We start from the raw sequence: 21897 nt of genomic DNA, 5'->3' as shown, positions 1-21897 counted from the left end.
GTCGCCCCGGCGCTGGGGTCCACCTCACCCCTCCCCCTCGATCCCCACGCCCGTTCCCAGCGCGTCCGCCCCGAGGTCGGTCAGCTCGCATTCCAGGCATTCGACGTCGAGGCGGATGGCGCCGCCCTGGGCAAACAAGAGCAGGGCACTGCCGCCAGGCTCCTCGTTGCGGCCGTCCCGGGGGTGAAATTCGATGCCGACGAGGTCCAGAAGCTTGTCTGGCGCGGCGAGGTCGATATTGCGCGACTTGCAGGCGAGCACGCGGTCGAAGCGGAGCGCGGCAACCAGGCGGCGCGGCTCGGTCTCGCCTTCCAGCGTCTGCTCCCAGTCCAGCCGGCTCATGCCGACGACGAGCCGCTTCTCGTTCTGCCGCCAGATGATGTCGGAGGCCTGGACACGGGCGTCCTGCACATGGGTCGAGATGACCGCGAGATCGTCGGCGTCCAGTGCAATCAGTTTGAGCTGGGGAGACATCGCCGGCGCTCCTCCTTCAGGATGGGGGGACTCAACGCACGCGGGCGCCGAAATTTCCGCGACAAGCTAACGAGGCAGCGGCCTAGAGGCCATTGATATCCTCCATCTCCAGGACTTTCCGCTTATATCCCTCCCGGGCGACGCGGATCATGGCGCGGCCGATCTGCTCGGTCGAGGTCACGAGCGACGGCGCGATCCGGCGCAGCACCGACCAGAGTGGCCAGGTTGCGGTATACACGGCCTGCACCCAGGCGGTTTTGGACCGGGCGCCGTGCAGGGGCTGGATCGCACCGGGCCGGAACATGTAGGCGGCCCTGAACGGCAGCTTGAACAGATCGTTCTCGGTCTTGCCCTTGATCCGCGCCCACATCCGCGAACTCTGCTCGCTGGAATCGGTGCCGGCGCCGGTGACATAGACGAACGTCATCTGCGGATTGAGCTTCGCCAGCGCTGTCGCAGCGGCGAGCGTGAGATCATAGGTCAGGTGACGGTAGCGCTGCTCGCTCATGCCGATCGAGGAGACGCCGAGGCAGAAAAAGCAGGCATCGAAGCCCGTGAGCTCCGCCTCGATCGCCGAATAGTCCGTGAAATCGTCGTGGGTGATCTCGGCCAACTTGGCGTTGCGCACGCCGGTCGGGCTGCGTCCGACCACGAGCACGCGGTCGATGCCGCGATCAACCAGGCATTCGCGCAAGACGCCCTGCCCGACCATACCCGTCGCGCCGAAGACGATGACTTTCATCGGAACGGTCTCATGGGGCTCGCAGCTCCGACCGCGAGCCCCATCTTCTCGAAGCTTTACGCCTGGAAAAATGCCAGCAGGTCCGCGTTGATGATCTCAGCGTGCGTGGTCGGCATGCCGTGCGGGAAGCCCTTGTAGGTTTTCAGCGTGCCCTGCTTCAGCAGCTTGGCCGACAGCGGCGCGGAATCGGCGTAAGGCACGATCTGATCGTCGTCGCCATGCATCACCAGCACGGGCACGTTGATCTTCTTCAGATCCTCGGTGAAATCGGTCTGAGAGAACGCGACGATGCCGTCGTAGTGCGCCTTGGCGCCGCCCATCATGCCCTGGCGCCACCAGTTCTGAATCACGGCTTCCGACGGTTTTGCGCCGGGACGGTTGTAGCCGTAGAACGGGCCGGCGGGGAGGTCGCGGTAAAATTGCGTGCGGCTCGCGGCGAGTTGTTTCTGGAGATCGTCGAACACGCTCTTCGGCAGGCCGCCCGGATTGGCTGCGGTCTGCACCATCAGCGGCGGCACCGCCGAGAGGATCGCGGCCTTCGCCACCCGGCTCTCACCGTGACGCGCGATGTAGTGCACGACCTCGCCGCCGCCGGTGGAGTGGCCGACGTGAATGGCGTTCTTGAGGTCGAGATGCGCGGTGAGCGCGGCGAGGTCGTCGGCATAATGGTCCATGTCGTGGCCATCGGCGACCTGCGCCGAGCGGCCATGGCCGCGGCGGTCATGGGCGATCACGCGATAGCCGCGCGCGACGAAATACAGCATCTGCGCGTCCCAATCGTCCGACGACAGCGGCCAGCCATGGCTGAACACGATCGGCTGGCCCGAGCCCCAATCCTTGTAGAAGATCTCGACGCCGTCTTTGGTGGTGATGGTGGGCATTGTGGACTCCTTTGAATAGATAAGGTCATTCCGGGGCGCGCACCAGCGCGAACCCGGAATCTGGAGATTGCTGATCGAGATTCTCAGGTGCGCGATTGCGCACCAGGGCTCATCGCTGCGCGATGCCCCGGAATGACGAGAGATTGGGCGATCAGGCAAACGCCATCGGCTTGTAGCGGCGCCAGGCGCCGATGGTGAGCACGACGAAGAACACCAGCACGATGCCCTGCACCACGGCGAAGACCGGGCCCGATGGCGGCGCCGGTGGCACGGCGGGTGCGAGCGCGGCGAGCGCCGGCACCTTCAGGAACGACTGGATCACCAGCACGAACACGTTGAAATAGAGCGAGATCATCGCGGTCACGATGTAGACCGGACGCCAGACACCTTTGAGCTTCATGCTGTAGAGCGAGAAGCAGGCGATGGCGAGCAGCACCAGGGAGATGATGCCGATGACGTGCGAGGGCAACAGCTCCTTGAACGGAAACAGGAAGCCGGTGGCGCTGGTGAGAATGGTGAACAGCAGGAAGGTCGCGGTGAGGGCCGGCATCGGCTTCGAGCCGAGCAGGCCGAACATCACCACGAGGCCAGCAGCGATGGCGATCAGGCTGATGATGACATGGATCAGCGTCAGGGCTTGCAGGCTCAATCCAAGCATCATGGCATCTCTCCTACTCTCAGCATTGAGATGACGAGAGTAGTATTACGGTCCTCATCGGATTGCCACATGCGCTATCGCCGCATGAGCGCAACAAGCCATGCGCGGTCGTGCGAATTGACAACGCCTGCCCGGATTTTTGCAGTGCTGTCATGGATCGACAGCAGATTGTACCCCGGATGGAGCGCAGCGAAATCCGGGTTCTCGCGCTTGGATCGTACTGTCCCGGATTACGCTTCGCTCCATCCGGGCTACGAGCGCTCAGGCTTTCGACGAAAGTTGAATCGTTGCTTCAAACTTCCTTGGTGTCGAAGATCAGCAGATCGGCACCGCCGCTGGCGAATTTCGGCACGTCGGCGCCGGTCGCCTTGCCTTCCGGGCTGCCGAACGCCGCCTGGATGTCGGCGACGCTGTCGAAGGTGAGAATCGCGACGAGGTGGATTCCGGAGGGACCAGCGGGGGAGGCGACCGGTCCCTTGCTAACGGCATATTTCTTCAGGCCGGGAAGTTTCTTGGCGAGGGGAATGTGGGTCTCGGCATAATATTTGTCGAAGGCGGCAGCATCCTTGGGCGTCTTGTAGAGCACGACGATTTCGGCCATTTGGTCCTCCCGTGTGAATCTTTGTTCTTCGACGCGCCATTAGCCTCGCGACGAGGCGATAGTCTCCAGGATACGGCGCGTATGGCAAGCCGGATTCCGCTTGCCATTCGCTTGTCTTGTCCTTGCCTAAAGCGCCGGTTTTGCGGCGTCGCCGAGATAGCCGTGCAGGGACGCCACGACCTGCGCCCCTTCGCCGATGGCGCCGCCGACGCGCTTGACGGAGCCGGAGCGGACGTCGCCGACGGCGTAGACGCCGGGCACGGAGGTCTCGAGCGGCGCCACGAGCCGCCCCTGGTTCTGCTCGGACTGCGCGCCCGTCACGACGAAGCCGCCGCGATCGAGCGTGACGCCGCAGCCGTCGAGCCAGGCGGTGGCGGGATCGGCGCCGACGAACAGGAAGAGATTGCGGATGTCGGCAGCGTCCTCATCCGACGACAGCCGGCTCTTCCACCGGATGCGCCGCAGCAGCGAGGCCTCATCGCCTTCGAGCGCCGTGATCTCGGTGTTGAACATCAATTCGATGTTCGGCGTCGCTTCGATGCGCTCGATGAGATAGCGCGACATGCTGGCCCCTAAGCCGCCGCCGCGGATGATCATCAGCACTTTTTTGGCATGGCCCGAGAGAAACACGGCCGCCTGCCCGGCCGAATTGCCGGCACCGACCAGAGCCACCTCCTCGCCGGCGCAGAGCCGTGCCTCGACCGGCGAGGCCCAGTACCAGACGCCGCGTCCCTCGAACTTGTCGAGGTTCTCGATCTCAGGCCGGCGATAACGCGCGCCGCTCGCGACCACCACCGCGCGCGAGCGCAAGGGATCGCTGCCGTCGAGCGCCACCGAAAATGCGCCGTCCTTGCGCGTGCAATCGAGTGACTTCACCGTGACGGGGATCATGATGTCGGCGCCGAACTTCTGCGCCTGGGTGAAGGCGCGCGCGGTCAGGGCCTGACCGGAAATGCCAGTCGGAAAGCCCAGATAGTTCTCGATGCGTGCGCTGGCGCCGGCCTGGCCTCCGAAGGCGCGGATGTCGAGCACGGCGACGGACAGACCTTCGGACGCCGCGTACACGGCGGTGGCGAGCCCGGCCGGACCGCAGCCGACGACGGCAACATCGTAGATGCGATCCCCCTTCGCCCCGCCGATCATGCCGATGGCACGGGCAAGCGCGGTCTCGTTGGGATTGCGCAGCACCGTGCCGTCGGCGGCGACGACCAGCGGCCAGTCTTCCGGCTTCGGCGAATAGCGCGCGATCAATTCGGCGGCGTCGGTGTCATGCTCGGGATCGAGCAGATGATGCGGCTGACCGTTGCGGGTGAGAAAGCCCTGCAGGCGCACCACGCCGGCCGAATGCGACGGGCCGATCAGCACCGGGCCGCCGACGCCGCCCTGAATCAGATTGACCCGGCGCAGGATCAGCGCGCGCATGATGCGCTCGCCGAGCTCGGCCTCGGCCACCAGCAGCGCGCGCAGCCGGTCCGGCGGCAGCACCAACGTCTCGACATCGCCCTCGGCGCGGCCGTCGACCAGCGCCGGCTGTCCGGAGAGCTGGCTGAGCTCGGCCAGGAATTGTCCCGGCCCCTGGTCGATCACCGGGGTAACATGACCGAGCCCGTCGCGCTGAGTGATGGCGACATGGCCTTTCAGCACGACGAACATGCCGGGACCGGGCTTGCCGGTCTCGAACAGGAACTCGCCGTCCTGGTAGCTGCGGACCTCGCCGAAATGCCTGATGCGCTCGATCTCGGCCGGCGTCAGCGCCGGAAAGGTCTGCTCGGGGCGGGTGAACCGCGCCATCTGCGCGTCGCGGTCGGTTCGTTGCTGTTCGTCCTGCCCCATGGCCACTGTCATGCACTCCAAAAAAATTCGAGCCGGCCCCGATCGCCGAGCTTCGATTGCCGGACTTCAATTCCCGGTCTTGCCGGCGGCCCCCTCATCTAGGGAACCATCGTCGTTCTGCGAGGGGCCTGTCATTGCGGCGCGCTCGCGCGCCTGCAGCTTCCGCCGCTTCAGGTTTTCGCGCAGGGCCGATTTCAGCCGGTCCTGCCGCCCGTCCTGGCCGCGTGCCGCGGCTTTATCGGTGTCGTCGGTCATCTCTGGGCTCATCCAGATCGTCATGTAGCATGCCCAAGGAATACGACAGCTCAGGAGGCCTGCGAAGCTGATCGTGCGAACTTCAAAATGGGCCAAATCCGCCGGCACGGCCAACTGACCAGTTGGCTGGGACATCAGCGGGACCAAAATCGTCCAAAATCGGTCATTTCGGGGCAAACAGGCCGATTCCGGCCGCAACGCCGCCGATTTTCTCGATTTGACGGGGCCGCCAAGCTTGCACATGAGGGGGCCTTGTGGCATCCATCGCCCCGCTTGGCGGGCCCGGTCGCGGCCCGATTCTGTGCCAGCATTTGCTGCCGTAGCTCAGTGGTAGAGCACTCCCTTGGTAAGGGAGAGGTCGACAGTTCAATCCTGTCCGGCAGCACCAGCTTTCCCCCCATTGAAGCGTGCGCAACACCGTACGGATGCCATCGTGATCAAACGTTCCCTGCCCTATGAAGGACTGCTCCACGAGATCGTCGAGCACAATGGCGTGCTCTATCTCGGCGGCATCGTTCCCGAGGATACCGCCCTCGACATGGCGGGCCAAGCCGACGACGTGCTGCGCCAGTTGAAGACCTTGCTCGAAGGGGCCGGCTCCGATCTCTCCTGCGTTCTCCAGGTGACGATCTTCGTGACCGATCTCGCCGACAAGGCCGCGCTCAACCAGGTGTGGAAGCGCTATTTCACCGCGGACCATCTGCCGGCGCGCGCCGCGCTCGGCGTTGCGGATCTCGGCCCGGGCGTCAAGCTGGAGCTGACTGCGATTGCGGCGCGTCGCTGAGAAAGCGCACGAGGCGAGGCGCAAGCGCTCGGTCATTCTGATGTCCACACATGACGCAGCGTTCTCGCGGCTGGAAGCGCCCGAGTTTTGCCCGTTTCCTTGACCCTCTTCCTTGAAGAGGGCGCAGGGAAGGCCGGGTGCCGACAGGCACCCGCGGTCTGCTGCGCGAAATGCACACGCAGGAAGAACCGCACAGCAGCATACAGGTGGTGCCGATCACTCGGCCTTCCCTGCGCGATGGTCGGACGGCTTATGCCGTGCTCTCCCGGGAGCCGAGTTCCTTCTGGCCTCCCTCGCCCCGCGATTTGATGCAGTCTGCCCGGTTGGGCTCGCTCGCATCTCCGCGAAAGGCTTGACCGTAGCAACGACGGCCAGGACCACACGGTTTTGCCGTACGCGCATTCGTCGGCGCCACAGGGTTCGACGGCATTGTGCACATCGCCATCGAAATGTCGGCGCGACGAACTGAACAGCGCCGCTCGTCCGCACGCGGGTGTCGGGCTCACAGGGACTACCCGCCCTGCCCGCCCCAATCTCATGCCGACGCTGCCGCGTCCACCGCAAGCCCGGCTCGCGATCAAGACGACCTCGAGATCGCCCCTCTTGGTGGGCCGGGATGGGCGATACACACGCCAAAACCGAATTTCGGTAAAGTAGAATATTTTGAGGCGGGGACTTGACGGGGCCCTAGGTGTTTTGCCCGACGGGTCGCGATCGGCCGGCGCAGGTAAGGTTAATACTTCCTTTCGATTGTCGGTAAAATTTTATCCATTATCGTCTTTGTCATTCATGACGAACCAGGGGGCTCCGATAGTGCTTGCGTTTTGCCTGATCGTGATTGGGACCGCGTTGCTTCTTTCCGGCATTGTTGCCTTCGGCTTTCATCGGAACTCGCTGCATTCGATGGCGTTGCTGTAGCCGTATCGAGGCGCCGGCGCGCCGGATGAGTGCGAGCAATTTATGCGCCGGAGCGCAGCTCGTAGGATGGGTAGAGCGCAGCGAAACCCATCACCTCCTTACAGCGCGACCAAAAACGATGGGTTTCGCCAGCGCTCTACCCATCCTACGCATCGTCAATCGTCGCCGTGCACCTGACGCGCGGTGAACCGCTCATCCGCCCGGCGCAGCCGCCGGCTTAGCTCGCGGTTGATGTTCTGCAGGACGATCACATAGGCGTGGACGTCGGCCTTGTAGCAGGCGTAGAGATTCTGCGCGGTCAGCTCGTACAGCACCGTCGCACTTTCCGCGATTACGGTGGCGGAGCGGTTCTGCATTTCGATCAGCGTCATCTCGCCGAAGAAATCGCCTCGCTCCAGAACGGACATGCGGATGACGCTTCCCGCCTGCGTCCGCTTGCTCACCGCCAGCCGACCGGACCTGACGATGAACATCGAACGGCCCGGCTCGCCTTCCGCGACGACGCTCGCGCCGGCATCGAAGCGGCGCTCGACCAGCATCGAGATGAGGAGATCGAGGCTTCCGTCCGAAAGGCCGCCGAAGAATGGCGTCGCGAGCAGGAACGCTTTCAGGTCGGGAGCGCTGACAGCCATGACCATCCTCCGCGCTGCGAGCTATCCGGGCTTGCGCCCCTTGATCGCGTGCGCGCGCGCACTACAGGTGATGCGGCCATCGGCCCCCGCCGGCAGGTTCGCACGGACGCGTGAGATGAGCATCTCGACCTCGCCGGGCTTCATCGCGGCGACGGTAGGCCGAAGCGCGGGAGACTTCAGGCCTGTGATCCAGAAATCATCGAAATCTGCGAAAGTCCGGTGCACGGTGATCTCTCGCGTTTGCACCTCCTCCAGACCTGCTCCGATCCACAGGTCTTGCAACGCTTGCATCCGGGACGCGTCCATCCGCGGCGGACGGGTCGCCTCAAGACCCATGGCCTTTATCTGCTCGTAGATCGGATCAAGCGGAAAGCCGCCGCCCAACATGTCCCACATATACGTCGCGACGACGCCGCCGGGAGCAACGACTCGCACCATTTCGCTGATACCCTTGGCGGGATCCGGAACGAACACGAGAACCAGCGCCATCACAGCCGCATCGAAGCTGCCATCGGCGAAAGGGAGGGCCATGGCATCGCCCTGGCTAAAATTTGCCACGCGCGCGCCGGGCCGAGTACGTGCAAAAGCGAGTTGCTCCGCCGAGGGATCGATACCCTGGACTTCGGCGGGACTGCATCGCTCGACCAACAGCTCAGTAAAGGCCCCGTTGCCGCAACCGATGTCGATCCACCGCAAGCCCGCGGGAGGTGCCAGCCAGTCAAGGAATATATTGCCGGCGAAGCGGCTCCAAATTCCCATCATCTGCTCGTAGGCGGCACCGTCGTCGAAACGAATTGTCTGCTCTGCCATGTCGAGATCCTCCCGGCCCGATGACGATCCTTGACGCGCTCATTCTGCGCACAAAGGTTGGGATCGGGAAAGTGTCTGGTGGACCTTGGCCCGCATTGGCCTACTCTACTGCCGTGCGACACCCTCGCCGCGGAGCGTCCGCCTCCGCCAAAGATCGGCCATCACCTTTGCGGCCGCCATAACCACCAGCACGCACAGTGCCGCTTTCGAGATCGTCTCCATCGTCCCCTCGATCAAGAGGCAATGGACCACGCTGCCTGCGACGATGACGATGGCAAGCGGAATATGGATGATGCGCCAGGTTCGCAGCCGCAGGCCCAATCGCCGGCGCAGGAGCGCCAGAAGCGCGACGATGAAGATGGCCCACATCGCGGTGACGCCGAAGGGGGAGAACGGGGTCGGCGATGCATAGGTCAGCGCATCGATCATGTCGGGCGGGCTGGTGATCCAGAGGCCGGCGACGTGGATCACCACAGCCAGCACCAGCGTGCCGCCGATCCAGTGATGGGCGCGCCGGCCGCGATAGGCCGACAGGCCCGGCAGATATCCGCCGATCAGCAGCGGCTGCATCAGCACGAGACCGAGGGCGATGATCCCGGCGAAGCCGGCGAGGATGTAGACCGGACCGCGCCAAGCGAGCTGCTCGCTGGTCGCAGCCAGCGCGACCGGCACGCCGATGGCCAAGGCAAGGGCGACCCAGATCAGGATCCCCCGCGCCGAACTCCACCCCGTCATTCGCTGGCCCGATCAGGCCGGCTGCAGCACGAAGTGCGCCTCGAGGCTGGTTTCCTTTGCGCTGCGCATCACCGGCCGCAGGAACACCGTCTTGAACTCGCCGCTGTCATAGGCGAGGTGGCCGTGCGGCTGGCCGAAGATGGGAATGATCTGCGGCATTTCGAGCCGGAACTTGCCGTCCTTGTCGGTGAGCGTGGCGCCGTGGCTCTGCGGCTCGTGCTCCTGCCCTTCCACCGTGTGCGCCCAGATCTGGATGCGCTGGCCGGAGAGCGGCGCGCCATCGCCGGCACGGCGGACGGTGCCGCTCATCCAGAAGCCGCCCTTGCCGATCCGCTCCACGATCGCCGCGCCCTTTCGATAGTTGTTCGCTCCACCCGACATCGTTTCGGTCGGCGCGAGGCCTGCCGCACGGGCGGGCAACAAGAGGCCGGGAACGGCGGATGCCAAGACGCCGGTTGCGAGGACGGAGCCGCCGGCGACGAGGAGATTGCGGCGGTTGAATACCGTGGTCATGTCGGTTCCTCCTGGCACCCCTGCGGCTGCCTCCGCAGGCTACAACAACAGGCGCAAAACGCCCAGTTGCGACGAAGGGCGCCAAGGGTCGCAATAACAGTGTTGTGAACGGGGACGGGGGCTGTCCGAACCTTCAAGCGAGAGTGTCTTCCTGACACTACATGTGTCCTTACGCGCCTCGCCGCGCAGATCCCCTCACGTCAGGTTTCCCACATGATCCCCTTTTCCGTGCTCGACCTCGCGCCCATTCGCCAGGGCGGCGACGCGTCGCAGGCGTTTCGCAACTCGCTCGATCTCGCCCAGCATGCGGAGAAATGGGGCTACAAGCGGTTCTGGCTTGCCGAGCATCACAACATGACGGGGATCGCGAGCGCGGCGACGTCGGTGGTGATCGGGCATGTCGCGGGCGGGACCAAGACGATCCGCGTCGGCTCCGGCGGGATCATGCTGCCGAACCATTCGCCGCTGGTCATCGCCGAGCAGTTCGGCACGCTGGAATCGCTCTATCCCGGGCGGATCGATCTCGGGCTCGGCCGCGCGCCGGGCACCGACCAGTTCACGGCGCGTGCATTGCGGCGCGACCTCGCCACCACGTCCGAGAATTTTCCGCATGACGTGCTGGAATTGCAGGCGCTGCTCGGCGACGTGCAGCCTAATCAGGCCATCCGCGCCGTGCCAGGCATGGGCACCAAGGTGCCGCTGTGGATCCTGGGATCGAGCACGTTTGGCGCGCAGCTTGCGGCGATGCTCGGACTGCCCTTCGCCTTCGCCTCGCATTTCGCGCCGCAGATGATGATGCCGGCGCTACGCGAATATCGCGCGCGCTTCGAGCCATCGGCGCAGCTCGACAAGCCCTATGCGATGATCGGCGTCAACGTGTTCGCGGCCGACAGCGACGAAGAGGCGCGGCGGATGTTCTCATCGCTGCAGCAGCAGTTCATCAATTTGCGCCGCGGCACGCCCGGCCCGCTGCCGCCGCCGGTCGACGACATGGACACGCTGTGGTCGCCGGCGGAGAAGGCTGGCGTTGCGCAGTCGCTATCGTGCTCGGCGGTGGGCTCGCCCGCCGCGGTGGAAGAGAGGCTGAAGGCGCTGATTGCCGAGACCGGAGCGGACGAGCTGATGACGACGGGGCAGATCTACGACCATTCCGCGCGACTGCGCTCGTTCGAGATCGCGGCGGAGGTGCGGGAGAGGTTGGCGAAACAGCCGGCGGTGTGAGCGGGATCGTGCTTGTCATTACGAGCGAAGCGAAGCAATCCAGGCTGCCTCCGCGGAAACAGTCTGGATTGCTTCGTCGCTTCGCTCTTCGCAATGACGGCGGGGCCGTCTAATCCGTAAACCCGAACAGCCTGGCCGGATTGTGCACCAGAATCTTCTCCAGCTCGGCCTGGTCGGGCGCGTAGCGGTACATCAGCTCGAGCAGATCGGCATCGTTCGGCGGCTGCTTCACCGAGACCGGATGCGGCCAGTCGCTGGCCCAGACGCAGCGGTCGGGCGCGGCCTCGATATAGGCGCGCGCGATCGGGATGACGTCGTCGTAAGGAGCGCCGGCTTTTGAGGTTTTCTCGCCGAGCGACAGCATGACCCAGAAATTGCCCTTGGCGAGCAGCTCCAGCATCTTGCGCAGATTCGGATCGGCCTTGCCGGCTTCCGGATCAGGGCGCGCCATGTGGTCGATCAGCACGGGCACGTCCAGGTTCTCGTACTTGGCGACGCTGGACATGATGCCGTCCTTCTCCGGCTGGATCTTGGCGTACCAGCCGAGCTCGCGGATGCGGGCGATGGCGCGCGCAAAATCGGCGTCCGACAGCACCGCGCCGAGCTCCTGGCGGAAGCTGAAGCGGGCGCCGCGGACGCCGGCGTCATGCAGCCTGGCGAGATAAGAATCGTTCGCCTCGGCGAACACCAGCGCGTTGGCGCAGCCGCGATAGTTCGGGCCCATCGCTTTGAGTCCGTCGAGCACGACGGCATGGTCGGCGCCGTAAGTGGTGGTTTGCACGATGATGCCGCGCTCGATGCCGAGCTGCTTGTGCATGCGCAGCGCCGCTTCCCAGGTCGCGGTCGGCATCCGATAGGCCGCACCGGGCCGCTCCGGATATTTCTCGATCGGGCCCAGCACGTGAAACTGGCTGTCGATGGTCTTCGGCGGCGGAGCCTTGACCGGGCGGCGCGGATTGGGATCGAACGGCAGATAGGTCGGCATGCAGGCGCTCCTTCAGTCGATCACGGCGGTGAAGTCGCACTGCACCAGCGCGCCGCCGTCCATGTTGTCCATCGGCAGCGCGTGACGCGCGGGCCGGGAATGCTCGTCCGGAAACATCTTCAGCCACTCGACATTGACGGGCCCGCGCTGCGAGCGGTCCTTCAGCCACACCGTCATCTTGATGATGTCGTCGGTGGTGCCGCCGGCGGCCTCCACCGTCGCCTTCATATGCGCGAACATGTTGGCGCATTGGGCGTCGAGGCTCTCGGGCATCGCATTGGTCGCGGGATCGCGGCCGAGGATGACGCCCGACATCACGAGATTGCCGATGCGGCAGGCGTTCGGAATGGGGTTGACGTGCTTGAAGCCGCCGATGTGGATGCTCCTGCGCCGCTGGTGACCCGTCATGGTGCGCTCCCTGCTTGTTATTGCTTCAAACGAACCGGCACGACACCGAGCCGAACGCGCCGTAATCGGCATGGAAGGTGTCGCCGCGACGGATGTCGACCGGGCGCGTGAACGAGCCCGCCAGCACCACCTCGCCGGCCGCGAGATGTTCGTCATGCGGCGCGAGGCGGTTGGCGAGCCAGGCGATGCCGCTCGCCGGGTGATTGAGCACGCCCGCGGCAAGCCCGGTTTCCTCAACCTCGCCGTTGCGGAACAGCAGCGCGCCGATCCAGCGCAGATCCGCATCCAGGGGGCGGAACGGCCTTCCGCCGAGCACCAGCGCCGCATTCGCGGCATTGTCCGAGATCGTGTCCATCACCTTGCGCGTCTTGCCCGTCTCGGGGTCGACGCGATGCATGCGCGTCTCCAGGATTTCGAGTGCGGGCGTGACGTAGTCGGTGGCGTTGAGCACGTCGAAGATGGTGCAGTCGGGCCCGCGCAGCGGCGCCTTCAGCACGAAGGCGAGCTCGACCTCGATCCGCGGTGCGTGGAAGCGGTCGAACGGGATCGGCGTCGCGTCGGCGTAGAACATGTCGGCGAACAGCACGCCGTAATCGGGCTCGTTGATGCCGACCGCGTTCTGCATCGCCTTCGAGGTCAGGCCGATCTTGTGGCCCTTGATGACGCGGCCGCGCCCGAGCTGAAGCTTGGTCCAGGCGCGCTGGATTGCATAGGCATCCTCGATGCCGAAGTCGGGATATTCCTTCGTGAACATCGGGATCAGCGATTTGGTGCGCTCGGCCTCGTCGAGGCGCGCGGCGAGGCGTTCGATCGTGGCGGCATCCAGCATCGTCTATTGCTCCGCGGCCACGGTGTTGCGCAGCACGCCGATGCGGCTCGACTCGACCTCGACGACGTCACCCGCCTTGAGCCAGCGCGGCGGATCGAAGCGCGCACCCGCGCCCGTCGGCGTGCCCGTCACGATCATGTCGCCGGGCTTCAGCGTCGCGAAAGTGGAGAGATAGGAGATCAGGAAATCGAACGGAAACATCAGCCGCTCGGTGGTGTCCTGCTGCCGCACCTCGCCGTTGACGCGCGTGACGATGTCGTGCGGACCGCGCGGATCGAGCTCGTCCGACGTGACGATCCACGGGCCGATGCTGCCGGAGCGGTCGAAATTCTTGCCCTGCGTGACGTTGAACTTGCCGTGGCGCAGCCAGTCGCGGATCGTGCCCTCATTGCACAGCGTCATGCCGAAGATGTGCGACCACGCCTTGTCGCGCGGAATGTGGCGGCCGCCCTGCCCGATCACGATGACGAGCTCGCCTTCGTAGTCGAGCTGGTCGGAAACCTTGGGCTTCTCGAGCGGCTGGCCGGAGCCGGTCATCGAGGACATGCTGCGCACGAACAGGCTGGGATATTTGGGCAGGTCCGAATCGTCTTTGTATTCCGCATTGCGCTCGGCGTAGTTGACGCCGATGCACCAGAGCTTTTCCGGCGCCAGCACCGGCGGCAGCAGGACGAGCTCGTCGAGCGCGTGGTCCGGCTTTTGCCCGGCGACCGCTTCCTGCGCGTCGGCGAGGGCGTTGGCCGCAATCAGCGCCTTCACATCGGAATAGTCGCGGCCGATGCGCCCGGTCAGATCGACCACGCCGCCGTCGACGGCCGCGCCGTAGCGCGGCTCTCCGTCCAGGAGATAGCTCAGCACTCGCATTGTCATTTCCTCCGATGATCTCGAGGCGGCTGGGCGGGATGACCGGCCCGCGCACTCAGTCTTTTGATTTGGGCGTCTGGAACACGGTGTTGAGCGTCACGATGTCGCCGAGCCGGGCGTAGCGCGGGCCGCCGATGCGCGCGATCGGATCGAGCGCCTTGGTCTCGACCTTGCCGTCATTGACGAGCCCGTCGCGCAGGTGGAACATCACGACCTCGCCGACGATGAGCCGGCTCTTGGCATCGCCGAATTCGAGGCACTGCCGGAAGCGGCACTCCATCGCAACGGGAGCTGCGGCGAGCCTGGGCACCTTGATGCGCTCGCAGGGCATCGTCTCCAGACCGAGATGCTCGACCTCGCTGATTTCAGGCGGATGCTCGACCGATGAGTCGTGCACCGCATTCATCAGCGGCGTATCGGCGATGTGGATCACATATTCCTCGGTATCGAGGATGTTGTGCGCGGTGTCCTTGTAGTCGGCGCCCTTGCGGCCGACGCTGATGGCCAGCATCGGCGGCTTCTGCGAGACGAAGGTGAAGGCGCTGAACGGCGCGAGGTTGAGCACGCCGCTGCGCGACAGGCTGGTGACCCAAGCGATCGGGCGCGGCACCACGATGCCGGTCATCAGCCGGTAGATGCGCTCCGCGCCGAGCTCGGTGGGGTCGATCCGCATCGATCAATCAGCCCTGATGTTGGCCTTGCGCACGACCGGAATCCATTTGGCGTCCTCGCGCACGAGATAGGCCTTGAACTCGTCGGGCGTCATCGCGGTCGCTTCGCCGCCGAGCTTCTCGAACTTGTCGGCGATGGCCGGGTCCTTCAAGATCGCGACCAGCGTCGTGTGCAGCTTCTCGACGATTGGTGCCGGCGTGCCCGCGGGCGCGAACAGGCCGGTGAAGGTCTGGCCGTCGAAATCCTTGTAGCCGAGCTCGGCGAAGGTCGGCACATCAGGCAGCGACTTCAGGCGGTGCGGGCTGGTGACCGCGAGCGGGCGGAACAGGCCGGCCTTGATGTGCTGGAGGCTGACCGTGAGCTGGTCGAATGCGAACTGCACCTGGCCGCCGAGCAGATCGTTGATCGCCGGCGCGTTGCCGCGGTAATGCGCCGTGACCCATTGCAGCTCGAGGTTCGACTGCATCAGCTCGCTGAGCAGGTGGTTGGTGGTGCCGGGGCCGGGCGAGGCCATGGTCAGCTTGCCGGGCTCGCGCTTGGCGAGGTCGATGAACTCCTTGAAGCTCGTCGCCTGTACCGAGGGATGCACCTCGAGCACCAGCGGCGTCATCGAGATGGTCGAGATCGGCAGGAAGTCCTTCTTCCAATTATAGGCCTCGCGCTTGTTGATCTCGGTCGCGAACAGCACCGGGCCGTTGGCGCCGACGAACAGCGTGTAGCCGTCGGGCGCGGATTTCGCGAAGGCCTCGCCCGCGATCATGCCGCCGGCGCCGGCCTTGTTCTCGATGACGAAGGGCTGGCCGAGCTTTTCCTGGAGCTTGTCGGCGATGATGCGCGCGGCGCTGTCGACATTGCCGCCGGCCGGATACGGCACGATCAGCTTGACGTTGCGCGCGGGCCATTCCTGCCCAGAGGCGGGCCCCGCCAGCATCGCCGCCACGGCGGCAATGCCAATCCAGATTATTCTCATGTTAACCTCCCAGCAGCGCTTCTAAATTCCTTCGGTGCCCTGACGTCGTGCGGGGCAATCCGACCTCGGCGCAATCTTCAAATGCGTGCTTGTTCTGTCGAGGGAATTGTGGCGTTCTTGTCCATATTATGGACAGAACGGCACTCGCTCGCAATGCAACGGAACCGCGCGAGGGCGCGCAGGCGATCCGCCGCGCGCTCGCCGTGCTGCGCATTCTGGCCGCAGGGCGCGAAGACGGCGTCCCGCTGGCCGAGGTGGTTAGGGCCACGGGCCTCACCCGCCCGACCGTGCATCGCATCGTCCACGTGCTGATCGAGGAAGGCATCGTCGAGCGGCACGAGCGGACTGGCCGCTACGCGATCGGCAACCAGGTGCCGGAGCTGGCGCTCGCGCGTCCCCGGCCGTCGCGGCTCCTGGTTGCCGCCAATCCGTCGCTGCGACGCGCCTCGACCGAGATCGGCGACACGCTGTTCCTGACGGTGCGCACCGGCAACGACACGCTGTGCGTCGACCGCAGGATCGGCGTCTATCCGATCCAGGTGCTGTCGATCGAGGTCGGCGCGCGCCGGCCGCTCGGCGTCTCAAGCGCCGGCGTCGCGATCCTCGCCGCGATGCCGGCACAGGACGCGCGCAAAATCGTCGCAGCCAACGAGAAGCGATTCGAAGCCTACCGGACCGATGTGGCGACGGTGATGGGCGAGGTGACGGCCGCAAGACGGCTGGGCTACGGCAAGCGGGAGATCGGCCTCGTGCAGGGCACGAAATCGATCTCGACCTGGATCAAGACGCCGGACGGCCGGCCGGCCGCCGCGATGACGGTCTCCGCCGTTCGCACCAGGCTCGGCCCCCGCCGCGAGCAGGAGGTCGCGGAGATATTGCTGCGCGAGGCTGGGATCATCGAGCAGGCGATCCGAGGTTAGGCGGCGCTGTCAATGGGCTGACGCCGCATGCCATTTTGTGGCACAAGAACCACCTCCACCGATCGACCAACGAGGCCACGCATGCCCGCGCCGAAACCGCCTGCCTTCGAGACCCTGAGCCTGCATGCGGGCCAGCATCCAGATCCCGCAACCGGCGCCCGGGCGGTGCCGATCTTCCAGACCACCTCCTACGTGTTCCAGGATTCCGATCACGCCGCGGCGCTGTTCAATTTGGAGCGCGCTGGCCATATCTATACGCGCATCTCCAATCCGACCACGGGTGTGCTGGAGGAGCGGCTTGCGGCGCTGGAAGGCGGCGTCGGCGCGATCTGCACCGCCAGCGGCATGGCCGCGCTGCATCTGGCCATCGCGACGCTGCTCAATGCCGGCGACCACATCGTCGCGTCGAGCTCGCTCTATGGCGGCACCATCAACCTCCTGGCGCACACGCTGCCGCGCTTCGGCATCACCACGAGCTTCGTCAAGCCGCGCGACCTCGACGCGTTCCGCAGCGCGATCAAGCCGAACACCAGGCTCGTGATCGGCGAGACCATCGGCAATCCCGGGCTGGAAGTCCTCGACATTCCCAAGGTCGCGGCGATCGCGCATGAGGCGAAGATACCGCTGCTGATCGACAACACCTTCGCCACGCCCTATCTCAGCCGCCCGATCGAGCTCGGGGCCGACATCGTCATGCATTCGGCGACCAAATGGATCGGCGGCCACGGCATCGCGATCGGCGGCGCCATCATCGACGGCGGCCGGTTCGACTGGCGCGGGTCCGGCAAATTCGGCGTGCTGACCGAGCCCTATGGCGGCTATCACGGCATCGTCTTCGACGAGCAATTCGGTACCGCGGCTTTCATCATGCGCGCCCGCACCGAAGGCCTGCGCGATTTCGGCGCCTGCCTGTCGCCGACCAATGCATTTCAGCTGCTGCAAGGCGTCGAGACGCTCGGCGTGCGCATGGACCGGCATATGCAGAACACGCATCTCGTACTGGAGGCCCTCAAGGCCAACAAGGCCGTCGACTGGGTGCTGCATCCCTCGCTGGAAAATCACACGGACTATCAGCTTGCCAAGACGCTGCTGCCGCGCGGCGCCGGCTCCATCGTCTCCTTCGGCATCAAGGGCGGCCGGCCCGCGGGCCGCAAATTTATCGAGCAGCTGCGCATGATCAGCCATCTCGCCAATGTCGGCGACGCCAAGTCGCTGGTGATCCACCCCGCCTCGACCACGCATCAGCAGATGGATGCCGAGCAGCTCAAGGCCGCCGGCATCGGCGAGGAGCTGGTGCGGCTCTCGGTCGGCATCGAGACGGCAAGCGACATCATCGACGATCTCGCCCAGGCGCTCCGCATCTCGCAGAAGGTTTAAGCCATGAAGCTCTCCGTCAACGGCACCGAGGTGTTCGCCGCAACCGGCGGCCGCGAGTTCGACAAGTCCCTGCCCACGGTCGTCTTCATCCACGGCGCCGGCTTCGATCATTCGACCTGGGCGCTGCACACGCGCTGGTTCGCCCATCACGGCTTTGGCGTGCTGGCGCCTGATCTGCCCGGCCATGGCCGCTCGGCCGGACCGTCGCTGTCTGATATCGCCGAGATGGCCGACTGGACCGCCGCGCTGCTGGATGCGGCGGGAAGCGCAAGGGCGCATCTGATCGGCCATTCCATGGGATCGCTGATATCACTGGAAACGGCAGCCCGCCATCCCGGCAAGGTCTCCGCGCTGAGCCTGATCGGCACCGCCGCGACCATGACGGTCGGCCCGGATCTTTTGAAGGCCGCCGAGGCCAACTCGCAGGATGCCAACGACATGGTCTCGATCTGGGGCCTCGGCTTCAACGCCGAACTCGGCGGCAGCCTCGCGCCGGGCCTGTGGATGCATGGCGGCGCGCAGGCCGTGCTGAAGGCTTGCGAGCCGGGCGTGCTCTTTAGGGATCTGTCCGCCTGCAATGCCTATGCGAACGCGCTGACCGCTGCCGCGAGCGTGAAGGTGCCGACCACGCTCATTCTTGGCGAACGGGACATGATGACACCGGCCAAGGCCGGCAAGGCGCTTGCGGCCGCCATTCCGCATGCGAAGACTGTCGTAGTGCGGGGCGCCGGGCACATGATCATGGCTGAGCGCCCTGATGAACTGCTGGCGGCTTTAAGGAACTGAAAAGGATCAATCGATCATTTTGCGCGTTGCCGTGAGACATCCCTGCATCTTGAGGGAACTCGCCGCATGCCAAGTCAAGAAGTCATCCGCAAAGCGAAGCAGGACAAGCGCGCCGGAAAATCTGCGAGCACGCAGGCCGGCGAATTCGTCAAGGACCAGATCGACAAGATCAGGAAAGGAAAGCACGGCGCACGCTCGACCAAGCAGGCCATTGCCATCGGCCTCTCGGAGGCGCGCCGCGCCGGCGTCGATCTGCCGCCGCCGCGCAAAGGTCGAACCAAGAAATCGACACGCCGCAGCGCCAAATACGCTTACGAAGTCGGTCAGGGCAAGCGCACGCCGAAGCGTCGGCCAAAAGTGTCGCGCGCCGTCACGAACGTCCTGAAGAAGGAGCCGCGCTCCACCGCATCGCGCGGCGCGCTGTCGAAACAGGCCAAGCGTGCTGCAAGCCGTCGAACCGCAGCATCCCGCTCGGCCGCCGCGCGAAAGGCAAGCCACACCAAGGGCGCCAAGGTTCGCTCCGCTGCTGCCAAGAAGGCGGCACGCACCCGCGCGCGCCGCCGGAGCTGATCAGTCGCGCCGGTTCAAGAACCGGGCGTCCACTTCCAGACGATGTCGGAGACGTTGACGGGCTTCGGGATCAGGCCCAACTTTGCGAAACGATCGGCGACCGCCTGCTGGCTCCTGACCACCTCGGCGTCGAGCGGCACCACGCGGAAGTTGGAGCGATCCACGAAACGCCTGACCGCCTCGATGTCGACGCCGGTCGCGTCTGCCTGCGCTTTGGCGACGTCCTCGTGGTGTTCGTTGGCCCAGACCCCTTCGGAGGCGAAGGTGGTGTTGAGCTTCGCCACCAGCGAAGGATATTTATCAACGAAATCCGTGTTGGCGATGTAGAACGCATTCGGCCTGTGCACGTCCTTGTCGAAAGCGATGACGCGGGCGTTCTCCTTCAGCTCGGCGAGCGCCAGATACGGATCCCAGATCGACCAGGCGTCGACCGAGCCCTTGATGAAGGCGGCCGTCGCATCCGCCGGGGCAAGCGGTGCCGGCGTGATGTCGGACCAGGACAGGCCGGCCTTCTCGAGCGCAGCGACCAGCAGATTATGCGCGCTAGATCCCTTGCCGAAGGCGACGCGCTTACCCTTGAGATCGGCGAGCGTCTTGATGGCCGAATCCTTCGGTACGATGATCGTCTGGGTGTTGCCGTCCGATTTCACCGCGGCAACGTAGCGGATCCTGGCGCCGCCGGCCTGCGCGAAGATCGGCGGGGAGTCGCCGACATAGCCGAAATCGACGCTGCCGACATTGATGGCCTCCAGCAGCGGCGGACCGAACTGGAAGTCGATCCACTTGATCTCGATGCCGAGCGGCTTGAAGGCGTTTTCCAGTGTCTGGCGCTGGCGCACCGCCGGGAAAAAGCCGCCCTTCTGCGTGCCGATGCGGATTTCCGCCGGCTTGTCCTCGGCGCGCGCGGGTGCAGCTAGGGCCGTCGCAAGCGACAGCGTCGTTGCCAGAATGTGTCGTCGATTGATCATAACGCGGTCCTTTCGTTGGGATTAGTTGGCGAAAAGTTGCGAGCTCGCGCGACGGCTCCGCTCAGAGAACACCGCACGAGCGGCGCGCTCGGCCTCGCGCGCCGAGCTGAACTGGCGGCCTTCGAGGCTGTCGAACAGACGCTCGGAGGAGAAGAAGCGGAAGCCGCGCGCATCTCGCGTGACGATGCCGGCGGCGCGGTCGTGGATCTCGATGATGTAGGCGTTCGATTGGGCTTGATGCTGTGCTTGGGACATGACTGCTCATTCGCCGGAATTTCGGCGTTCCTGACTTGGATCGTGCGATGTTGGGAGCTGTTAGGAAGCGGTCAGCAACAACAACAGGCGCCCGTTGCCGCCGAGAAGCAGCGCCGCGTCATGCAGGCATGCATGTCGTTCTGATTGCGCTGGTGATCGGTTCTCATATCGCGGCGGGCTCGAGGAGCAGTTTCGTGGCCTGCGAATATCGTGCGATCGGCCTGGTTGGTCAATGAAATGGCTATCCATATTTGCCGTGAGGGCGCTTGAGCGTTTCTCCCGCGGCAAGCACCGGCAGCCGGATTCATCTCGCGATGAGTTCAACGCGTGCGCGCGGCTGGCGTGATACGTTTCAGCAGCCACAGAACAGAAGAACCGGGAGGTCCAGAGATGGCGAACGATCTGAAAGGACGCACTGCGCTCGTGACCGGCGGCTCGCGCGGGATCGGCGCAGCCGTCTGCCGCGCGCTGGCCGAGGTCGGCGCGGCCGTGGCGATCAACTGCCGCGAGCAGATCGGACAGGCCGAGCAGCTGGCAGGCGACATCGGCAAGCAAGGCGGCCGCGCCATCGTCGTTGCCGCCGACGTCTCGCGGCGCGAGGCCGTGGCCGGCATGGTCGAGCGCGTCACGGCCGGACTCGGGCCGATCGACATCCTCATCAACAATGCCGGCATTGCCATCACGCGCGGGGTCGACGATCTTACCGAGGACGATTTCGACCGGACCATCCTGGTCAATCTGAAGTCCGCCTTCCTGTGCACGCAGGCGGTGCTGCCGGCGATGCGCGCGCGGAAATGGGGCCGCATCGTCAACATCTCCTCGGGCGCGGCGCGTGGCGCCGGCTCGATCGGACCGCACTACAATGCGTCCAAGGCCGGTCTGGAGGGCCTCACGCGGGGCTATGCGGCGCGGCTGGTGAAGGACGGCATCACCGTCAACGCCGTGGCGCCGTCGCTGATCGAGACCGACATGATGAGCGGACAGACGCAGCTCGTAAGCCGCATCCCGCTCGGCCGCTTCGGCACGGCGGACGAGGTGGCGAAGGCCGTGATGCTGCTGGTCGACAACGCCTACATGACCGGGCAGACCGTCGCGCTGAGCGGCGGGATGGCGTTTAATTAGAGGGTACACCGTCATGGCCAGGCTTGTCCCGGCCATCCACGCCTTTCAGGTGGTGCGAAGAACGTGGATGCCCGGGCCTTCGCCTCGCCGAAGCGGCTTCGGCCGCGCAGGCGG

The 21897-nt window shown here is 65.2% G+C and carries 26 protein-coding genes and 1 tRNA gene; 8 read left to right on the top strand and 19 right to left on the bottom strand.

Features of this window, described 5'->3' with window-relative positions; translation table 11 throughout:
* Positions 1 to 24 precede the first annotated feature (24 nt).
* From LPJ38_RS08635 to LPJ38_RS08605, 7 genes are all read right to left on the bottom strand, one after another.
* Positions 25 to 474: a DUF2948 family protein gene (locus LPJ38_RS08635; protein WP_145640313.1), complete on the bottom strand. Its 450-nt coding sequence runs from the start codon at positions 472 to 474 to the stop codon at positions 25 to 27.
* Positions 475 to 556: 82 nt separating this feature from the next.
* Complete coding sequence (locus LPJ38_RS08630; RefSeq protein WP_145640315.1) at positions 557 to 1216, bottom strand: NAD(P)H-binding protein; 660 nt, start codon at positions 1214 to 1216, stop codon at positions 557 to 559.
* A gap of 56 nt (positions 1217 to 1272) precedes the next feature.
* Positions 1273 to 2097 (bottom strand): alpha/beta fold hydrolase, encoded by an 825-nt coding sequence (locus LPJ38_RS08625; protein WP_145640317.1) that lies wholly within the window; start codon positions 2095 to 2097, stop codon positions 1273 to 1275.
* Positions 2098 to 2248: 151 nt separating this feature from the next.
* Positions 2249 to 2758: a hypothetical protein gene (locus LPJ38_RS08620; protein ID WP_145640319.1), complete on the bottom strand. Its 510-nt coding sequence runs from the start codon at positions 2756 to 2758 to the stop codon at positions 2249 to 2251.
* Between the two features lie 289 nt (positions 2759 to 3047).
* Positions 3048 to 3356 (bottom strand): EthD family reductase, encoded by a 309-nt coding sequence (locus LPJ38_RS08615; RefSeq protein WP_145640321.1) that lies wholly within the window; start codon positions 3354 to 3356, stop codon positions 3048 to 3050.
* 126 nt (positions 3357 to 3482) lie between these two features.
* Positions 3483 to 5189 (bottom strand): FAD-dependent oxidoreductase, encoded by a 1707-nt coding sequence (locus LPJ38_RS08610; RefSeq protein ID WP_145640508.1) that lies wholly within the window; start codon positions 5187 to 5189, stop codon positions 3483 to 3485.
* A gap of 66 nt (positions 5190 to 5255) precedes the next feature.
* Positions 5256 to 5444: a hypothetical protein gene (locus LPJ38_RS08605; protein WP_145640323.1), complete on the bottom strand. Its 189-nt coding sequence runs from the start codon at positions 5442 to 5444 to the stop codon at positions 5256 to 5258.
* 313 nt (positions 5445 to 5757) lie between these two features.
* On the opposite strand from LPJ38_RS08605, the gene LPJ38_RS08600 reads away from it, so the two are divergent.
* Together LPJ38_RS08600 and LPJ38_RS08595 are read left to right on the top strand one after the other, a co-directional pair.
* Positions 5758 to 5832: transfer RNA gene (locus LPJ38_RS08600), tRNA-Thr, on the top strand.
* Positions 5833 to 5877: 45 nt separating this feature from the next.
* Positions 5878 to 6228, top strand: a complete 351-nt coding sequence (locus LPJ38_RS08595; RefSeq protein WP_145640325.1) for a RidA family protein — start codon at positions 5878 to 5880, stop codon at positions 6226 to 6228.
* A gap of 1073 nt (positions 6229 to 7301) precedes the next feature.
* On the opposite strand, the gene LPJ38_RS08590 is transcribed toward LPJ38_RS08595, so the two are convergent.
* From LPJ38_RS08590 to LPJ38_RS08575, 4 genes are all read right to left on the bottom strand, one after another.
* On the bottom strand, positions 7302 to 7778 hold the full coding sequence (locus LPJ38_RS08590) for a cyclic nucleotide-binding domain-containing protein (RefSeq protein ID WP_145640327.1): 477 nt from the start codon (positions 7776 to 7778) through the stop codon (positions 7302 to 7304).
* Positions 7779 to 7799: 21 nt separating this feature from the next.
* Complete coding sequence (locus tag LPJ38_RS08585; protein ID WP_145640329.1) at positions 7800 to 8588, bottom strand: class I SAM-dependent methyltransferase; 789 nt, start codon at positions 8586 to 8588, stop codon at positions 7800 to 7802.
* 105 nt (positions 8589 to 8693) lie between these two features.
* Positions 8694 to 9323, bottom strand: coding sequence for a ferric reductase-like transmembrane domain-containing protein (locus tag LPJ38_RS08580; RefSeq protein WP_145640332.1), 630 nt, complete (start codon positions 9321 to 9323; stop codon positions 8694 to 8696).
* A gap of 12 nt (positions 9324 to 9335) precedes the next feature.
* Positions 9336 to 9836, bottom strand: coding sequence for a peptidase associated/transthyretin-like domain-containing protein (locus LPJ38_RS08575; protein WP_145640334.1), 501 nt, complete (start codon positions 9834 to 9836; stop codon positions 9336 to 9338).
* 213 nt (positions 9837 to 10049) lie between these two features.
* Between LPJ38_RS08575 and LPJ38_RS08570 the strand changes: the two genes are divergently transcribed.
* Positions 10050 to 11057 (top strand): LLM class flavin-dependent oxidoreductase, encoded by a 1008-nt coding sequence (locus tag LPJ38_RS08570; RefSeq protein ID WP_145640337.1) that lies wholly within the window; start codon positions 10050 to 10052, stop codon positions 11055 to 11057.
* 109 nt (positions 11058 to 11166) lie between these two features.
* Here the strand turns inward: LPJ38_RS08570 and LPJ38_RS08565 are convergent, their stop codons facing one another.
* From LPJ38_RS08565 to LPJ38_RS08540, 6 genes are read right to left on the bottom strand one after another with little or no spacing between them, the layout of a single operon-like run.
* Complete coding sequence (locus LPJ38_RS08565; protein WP_145640339.1) at positions 11167 to 12042, bottom strand: amidohydrolase family protein; 876 nt, start codon at positions 12040 to 12042, stop codon at positions 11167 to 11169.
* A gap of 12 nt (positions 12043 to 12054) precedes the next feature.
* Positions 12055 to 12450, bottom strand: coding sequence for a RidA family protein (locus LPJ38_RS08560; protein ID WP_145640341.1), 396 nt, complete (start codon positions 12448 to 12450; stop codon positions 12055 to 12057).
* 25 nt (positions 12451 to 12475) lie between these two features.
* The gene (hpaH, locus tag LPJ38_RS08555; RefSeq protein WP_145640344.1) at positions 12476 to 13279 is read right to left on the bottom strand and encodes a 2-oxo-hept-4-ene-1,7-dioate hydratase; all 804 of its coding nucleotides are present in this window, start codon (positions 13277 to 13279) and stop codon (positions 12476 to 12478) included.
* A 3-nt stretch (positions 13280 to 13282) separates the two neighbouring features.
* Positions 13283 to 14143 (bottom strand): fumarylacetoacetate hydrolase family protein, encoded by an 861-nt coding sequence (locus LPJ38_RS08550; RefSeq protein WP_145640347.1) that lies wholly within the window; start codon positions 14141 to 14143, stop codon positions 13283 to 13285.
* A 55-nt stretch (positions 14144 to 14198) separates the two neighbouring features.
* Positions 14199 to 14816, bottom strand: coding sequence for a flavin reductase family protein (locus LPJ38_RS08545; protein ID WP_145640350.1), 618 nt, complete (start codon positions 14814 to 14816; stop codon positions 14199 to 14201).
* Positions 14817 to 14819: 3 nt separating this feature from the next.
* Positions 14820 to 15785: a Bug family tripartite tricarboxylate transporter substrate binding protein gene (locus tag LPJ38_RS08540; protein ID WP_145640352.1), complete on the bottom strand. Its 966-nt coding sequence runs from the start codon at positions 15783 to 15785 to the stop codon at positions 14820 to 14822.
* Between the two features lie 128 nt (positions 15786 to 15913).
* Between LPJ38_RS08540 and LPJ38_RS08535 the strand changes: the two genes are divergently transcribed.
* From LPJ38_RS08535 to LPJ38_RS08520, 4 genes are all read left to right on the top strand, one after another.
* Entirely contained in the window at positions 15914 to 16705 is a 792-nt protein-coding gene (locus LPJ38_RS08535) for an IclR family transcriptional regulator (protein WP_145640355.1), read from the top strand.
* A gap of 81 nt (positions 16706 to 16786) precedes the next feature.
* On the top strand, positions 16787 to 18082 hold the full coding sequence (locus LPJ38_RS08530) for an O-acetylhomoserine aminocarboxypropyltransferase (protein ID WP_145640357.1): 1296 nt from the start codon (positions 16787 to 16789) through the stop codon (positions 18080 to 18082).
* Between the two features lie 3 nt (positions 18083 to 18085).
* Complete coding sequence (locus LPJ38_RS08525; protein WP_145640360.1) at positions 18086 to 18868, top strand: alpha/beta fold hydrolase; 783 nt, start codon at positions 18086 to 18088, stop codon at positions 18866 to 18868.
* Between the two features lie 66 nt (positions 18869 to 18934).
* Entirely contained in the window at positions 18935 to 19438 is a 504-nt protein-coding gene (locus LPJ38_RS08520) for a DUF6496 domain-containing protein (protein WP_145640362.1), read from the top strand.
* A 14-nt stretch (positions 19439 to 19452) separates the two neighbouring features.
* Here the strand turns inward: LPJ38_RS08520 and LPJ38_RS08515 are convergent, their stop codons facing one another.
* Together LPJ38_RS08515 and LPJ38_RS08510 are read right to left on the bottom strand one after the other, a co-directional pair.
* Positions 19453 to 20406, bottom strand: a complete 954-nt coding sequence (locus tag LPJ38_RS08515) for an aliphatic sulfonate ABC transporter substrate-binding protein (RefSeq protein WP_145640364.1) — start codon at positions 20404 to 20406, stop codon at positions 19453 to 19455.
* A 21-nt stretch (positions 20407 to 20427) separates the two neighbouring features.
* Positions 20428 to 20661 (bottom strand): hypothetical protein, encoded by a 234-nt coding sequence (locus tag LPJ38_RS08510; protein WP_145640366.1) that lies wholly within the window; start codon positions 20659 to 20661, stop codon positions 20428 to 20430.
* Between the two features lie 390 nt (positions 20662 to 21051).
* On the opposite strand from LPJ38_RS08510, the gene LPJ38_RS08505 reads away from it, so the two are divergent.
* Positions 21052 to 21783 (top strand): SDR family NAD(P)-dependent oxidoreductase, encoded by a 732-nt coding sequence (locus LPJ38_RS08505; protein WP_145640368.1) that lies wholly within the window; start codon positions 21052 to 21054, stop codon positions 21781 to 21783.
* Positions 21784 to 21897: the final 114 nt, after the last annotated feature.

It is taken from the genome of Bradyrhizobium daqingense (genome assembly GCF_021044685.1).
In the GTDB taxonomy this organism is placed as follows: Bacteria; Pseudomonadota; Alphaproteobacteria; order Rhizobiales; family Xanthobacteraceae; genus Bradyrhizobium; species Bradyrhizobium daqingense.
The sequence above is the reverse complement of the archived record's forward strand: the minus strand, read 5'-3'. Positions and strand labels throughout refer to the sequence as shown.

Excerpts from the sequence above, each read along its gene's own strand:
- LPJ38_RS08635 (WP_145640313.1), bottom strand. The coding sequence starts at position 474 with ATGTCTCCCCAGCTCAAACTGATTGCACTGGACGCCGACGATCTCGCG.
- LPJ38_RS08630 (WP_145640315.1), bottom strand. The coding sequence starts at position 1,216 with ATGAAAGTCATCGTCTTCGGCGCGACGGGTATGGTCGGGCAGGGCGTC.
- LPJ38_RS08625 (WP_145640317.1), bottom strand. The coding sequence starts at position 2,097 with ATGCCCACCATCACCACCAAAGACGGCGTCGAGATCTTCTACAAGGAT.
- LPJ38_RS08620 (WP_145640319.1), bottom strand. The coding sequence starts at position 2,758 with ATGATGCTTGGATTGAGCCTGCAAGCCCTGACGCTGATCCATGTCATC.
- LPJ38_RS08615 (WP_145640321.1), bottom strand. The coding sequence starts at position 3,356 with ATGGCCGAAATCGTCGTGCTCTACAAGACGCCCAAGGATGCTGCCGCC.
- LPJ38_RS08610 (WP_145640508.1), bottom strand. The coding sequence starts at position 5,189 with ATGGGGCAGGACGAACAGCAACGAACCGACCGCGACGCGCAGATGGCG.
- LPJ38_RS08605 (WP_145640323.1), bottom strand. The coding sequence starts at position 5,444 with ATGACCGACGACACCGATAAAGCCGCGGCACGCGGCCAGGACGGGCGG.
- LPJ38_RS08590 (WP_145640327.1), bottom strand. The coding sequence starts at position 7,778 with ATGGCTGTCAGCGCTCCCGACCTGAAAGCGTTCCTGCTCGCGACGCCA.
- LPJ38_RS08585 (WP_145640329.1), bottom strand. The coding sequence starts at position 8,588 with ATGGCAGAGCAGACAATTCGTTTCGACGACGGTGCCGCCTACGAGCAG.
- LPJ38_RS08580 (WP_145640332.1), bottom strand. The coding sequence starts at position 9,323 with ATGACGGGGTGGAGTTCGGCGCGGGGGATCCTGATCTGGGTCGCCCTT.
- LPJ38_RS08575 (WP_145640334.1), bottom strand. The coding sequence starts at position 9,836 with ATGACCACGGTATTCAACCGCCGCAATCTCCTCGTCGCCGGCGGCTCC.
- LPJ38_RS08570 (WP_145640337.1), top strand. The coding sequence starts at position 10,050 with ATGATCCCCTTTTCCGTGCTCGACCTCGCGCCCATTCGCCAGGGCGGC.
- LPJ38_RS08565 (WP_145640339.1), bottom strand. The coding sequence starts at position 12,042 with ATGCCGACCTATCTGCCGTTCGATCCCAATCCGCGCCGCCCGGTCAAG.
- LPJ38_RS08560 (WP_145640341.1), bottom strand. The coding sequence starts at position 12,450 with ATGACGGGTCACCAGCGGCGCAGGAGCATCCACATCGGCGGCTTCAAG.
- hpaH (WP_145640344.1), bottom strand. The coding sequence starts at position 13,279 with ATGCTGGATGCCGCCACGATCGAACGCCTCGCCGCGCGCCTCGACGAG.
- LPJ38_RS08550 (WP_145640347.1), bottom strand. The coding sequence starts at position 14,143 with ATGCGAGTGCTGAGCTATCTCCTGGACGGAGAGCCGCGCTACGGCGCG.
- LPJ38_RS08545 (WP_145640350.1), bottom strand. The coding sequence starts at position 14,816 with ATGCGGATCGACCCCACCGAGCTCGGCGCGGAGCGCATCTACCGGCTG.
- LPJ38_RS08540 (WP_145640352.1), bottom strand. The coding sequence starts at position 15,785 with ATGAGAATAATCTGGATTGGCATTGCCGCCGTGGCGGCGATGCTGGCG.
- LPJ38_RS08535 (WP_145640355.1), top strand. The coding sequence starts at position 15,914 with ATGGACAGAACGGCACTCGCTCGCAATGCAACGGAACCGCGCGAGGGC.
- LPJ38_RS08530 (WP_145640357.1), top strand. The coding sequence starts at position 16,787 with ATGCCCGCGCCGAAACCGCCTGCCTTCGAGACCCTGAGCCTGCATGCG.
- LPJ38_RS08525 (WP_145640360.1), top strand. The coding sequence starts at position 18,086 with ATGAAGCTCTCCGTCAACGGCACCGAGGTGTTCGCCGCAACCGGCGGC.
- LPJ38_RS08520 (WP_145640362.1), top strand. The coding sequence starts at position 18,935 with ATGCCAAGTCAAGAAGTCATCCGCAAAGCGAAGCAGGACAAGCGCGCC.
- LPJ38_RS08515 (WP_145640364.1), bottom strand. The coding sequence starts at position 20,406 with ATGATCAATCGACGACACATTCTGGCAACGACGCTGTCGCTTGCGACG.
- LPJ38_RS08510 (WP_145640366.1), bottom strand. The coding sequence starts at position 20,661 with ATGTCCCAAGCACAGCATCAAGCCCAATCGAACGCCTACATCATCGAG.
- LPJ38_RS08505 (WP_145640368.1), top strand. The coding sequence starts at position 21,052 with ATGGCGAACGATCTGAAAGGACGCACTGCGCTCGTGACCGGCGGCTCG.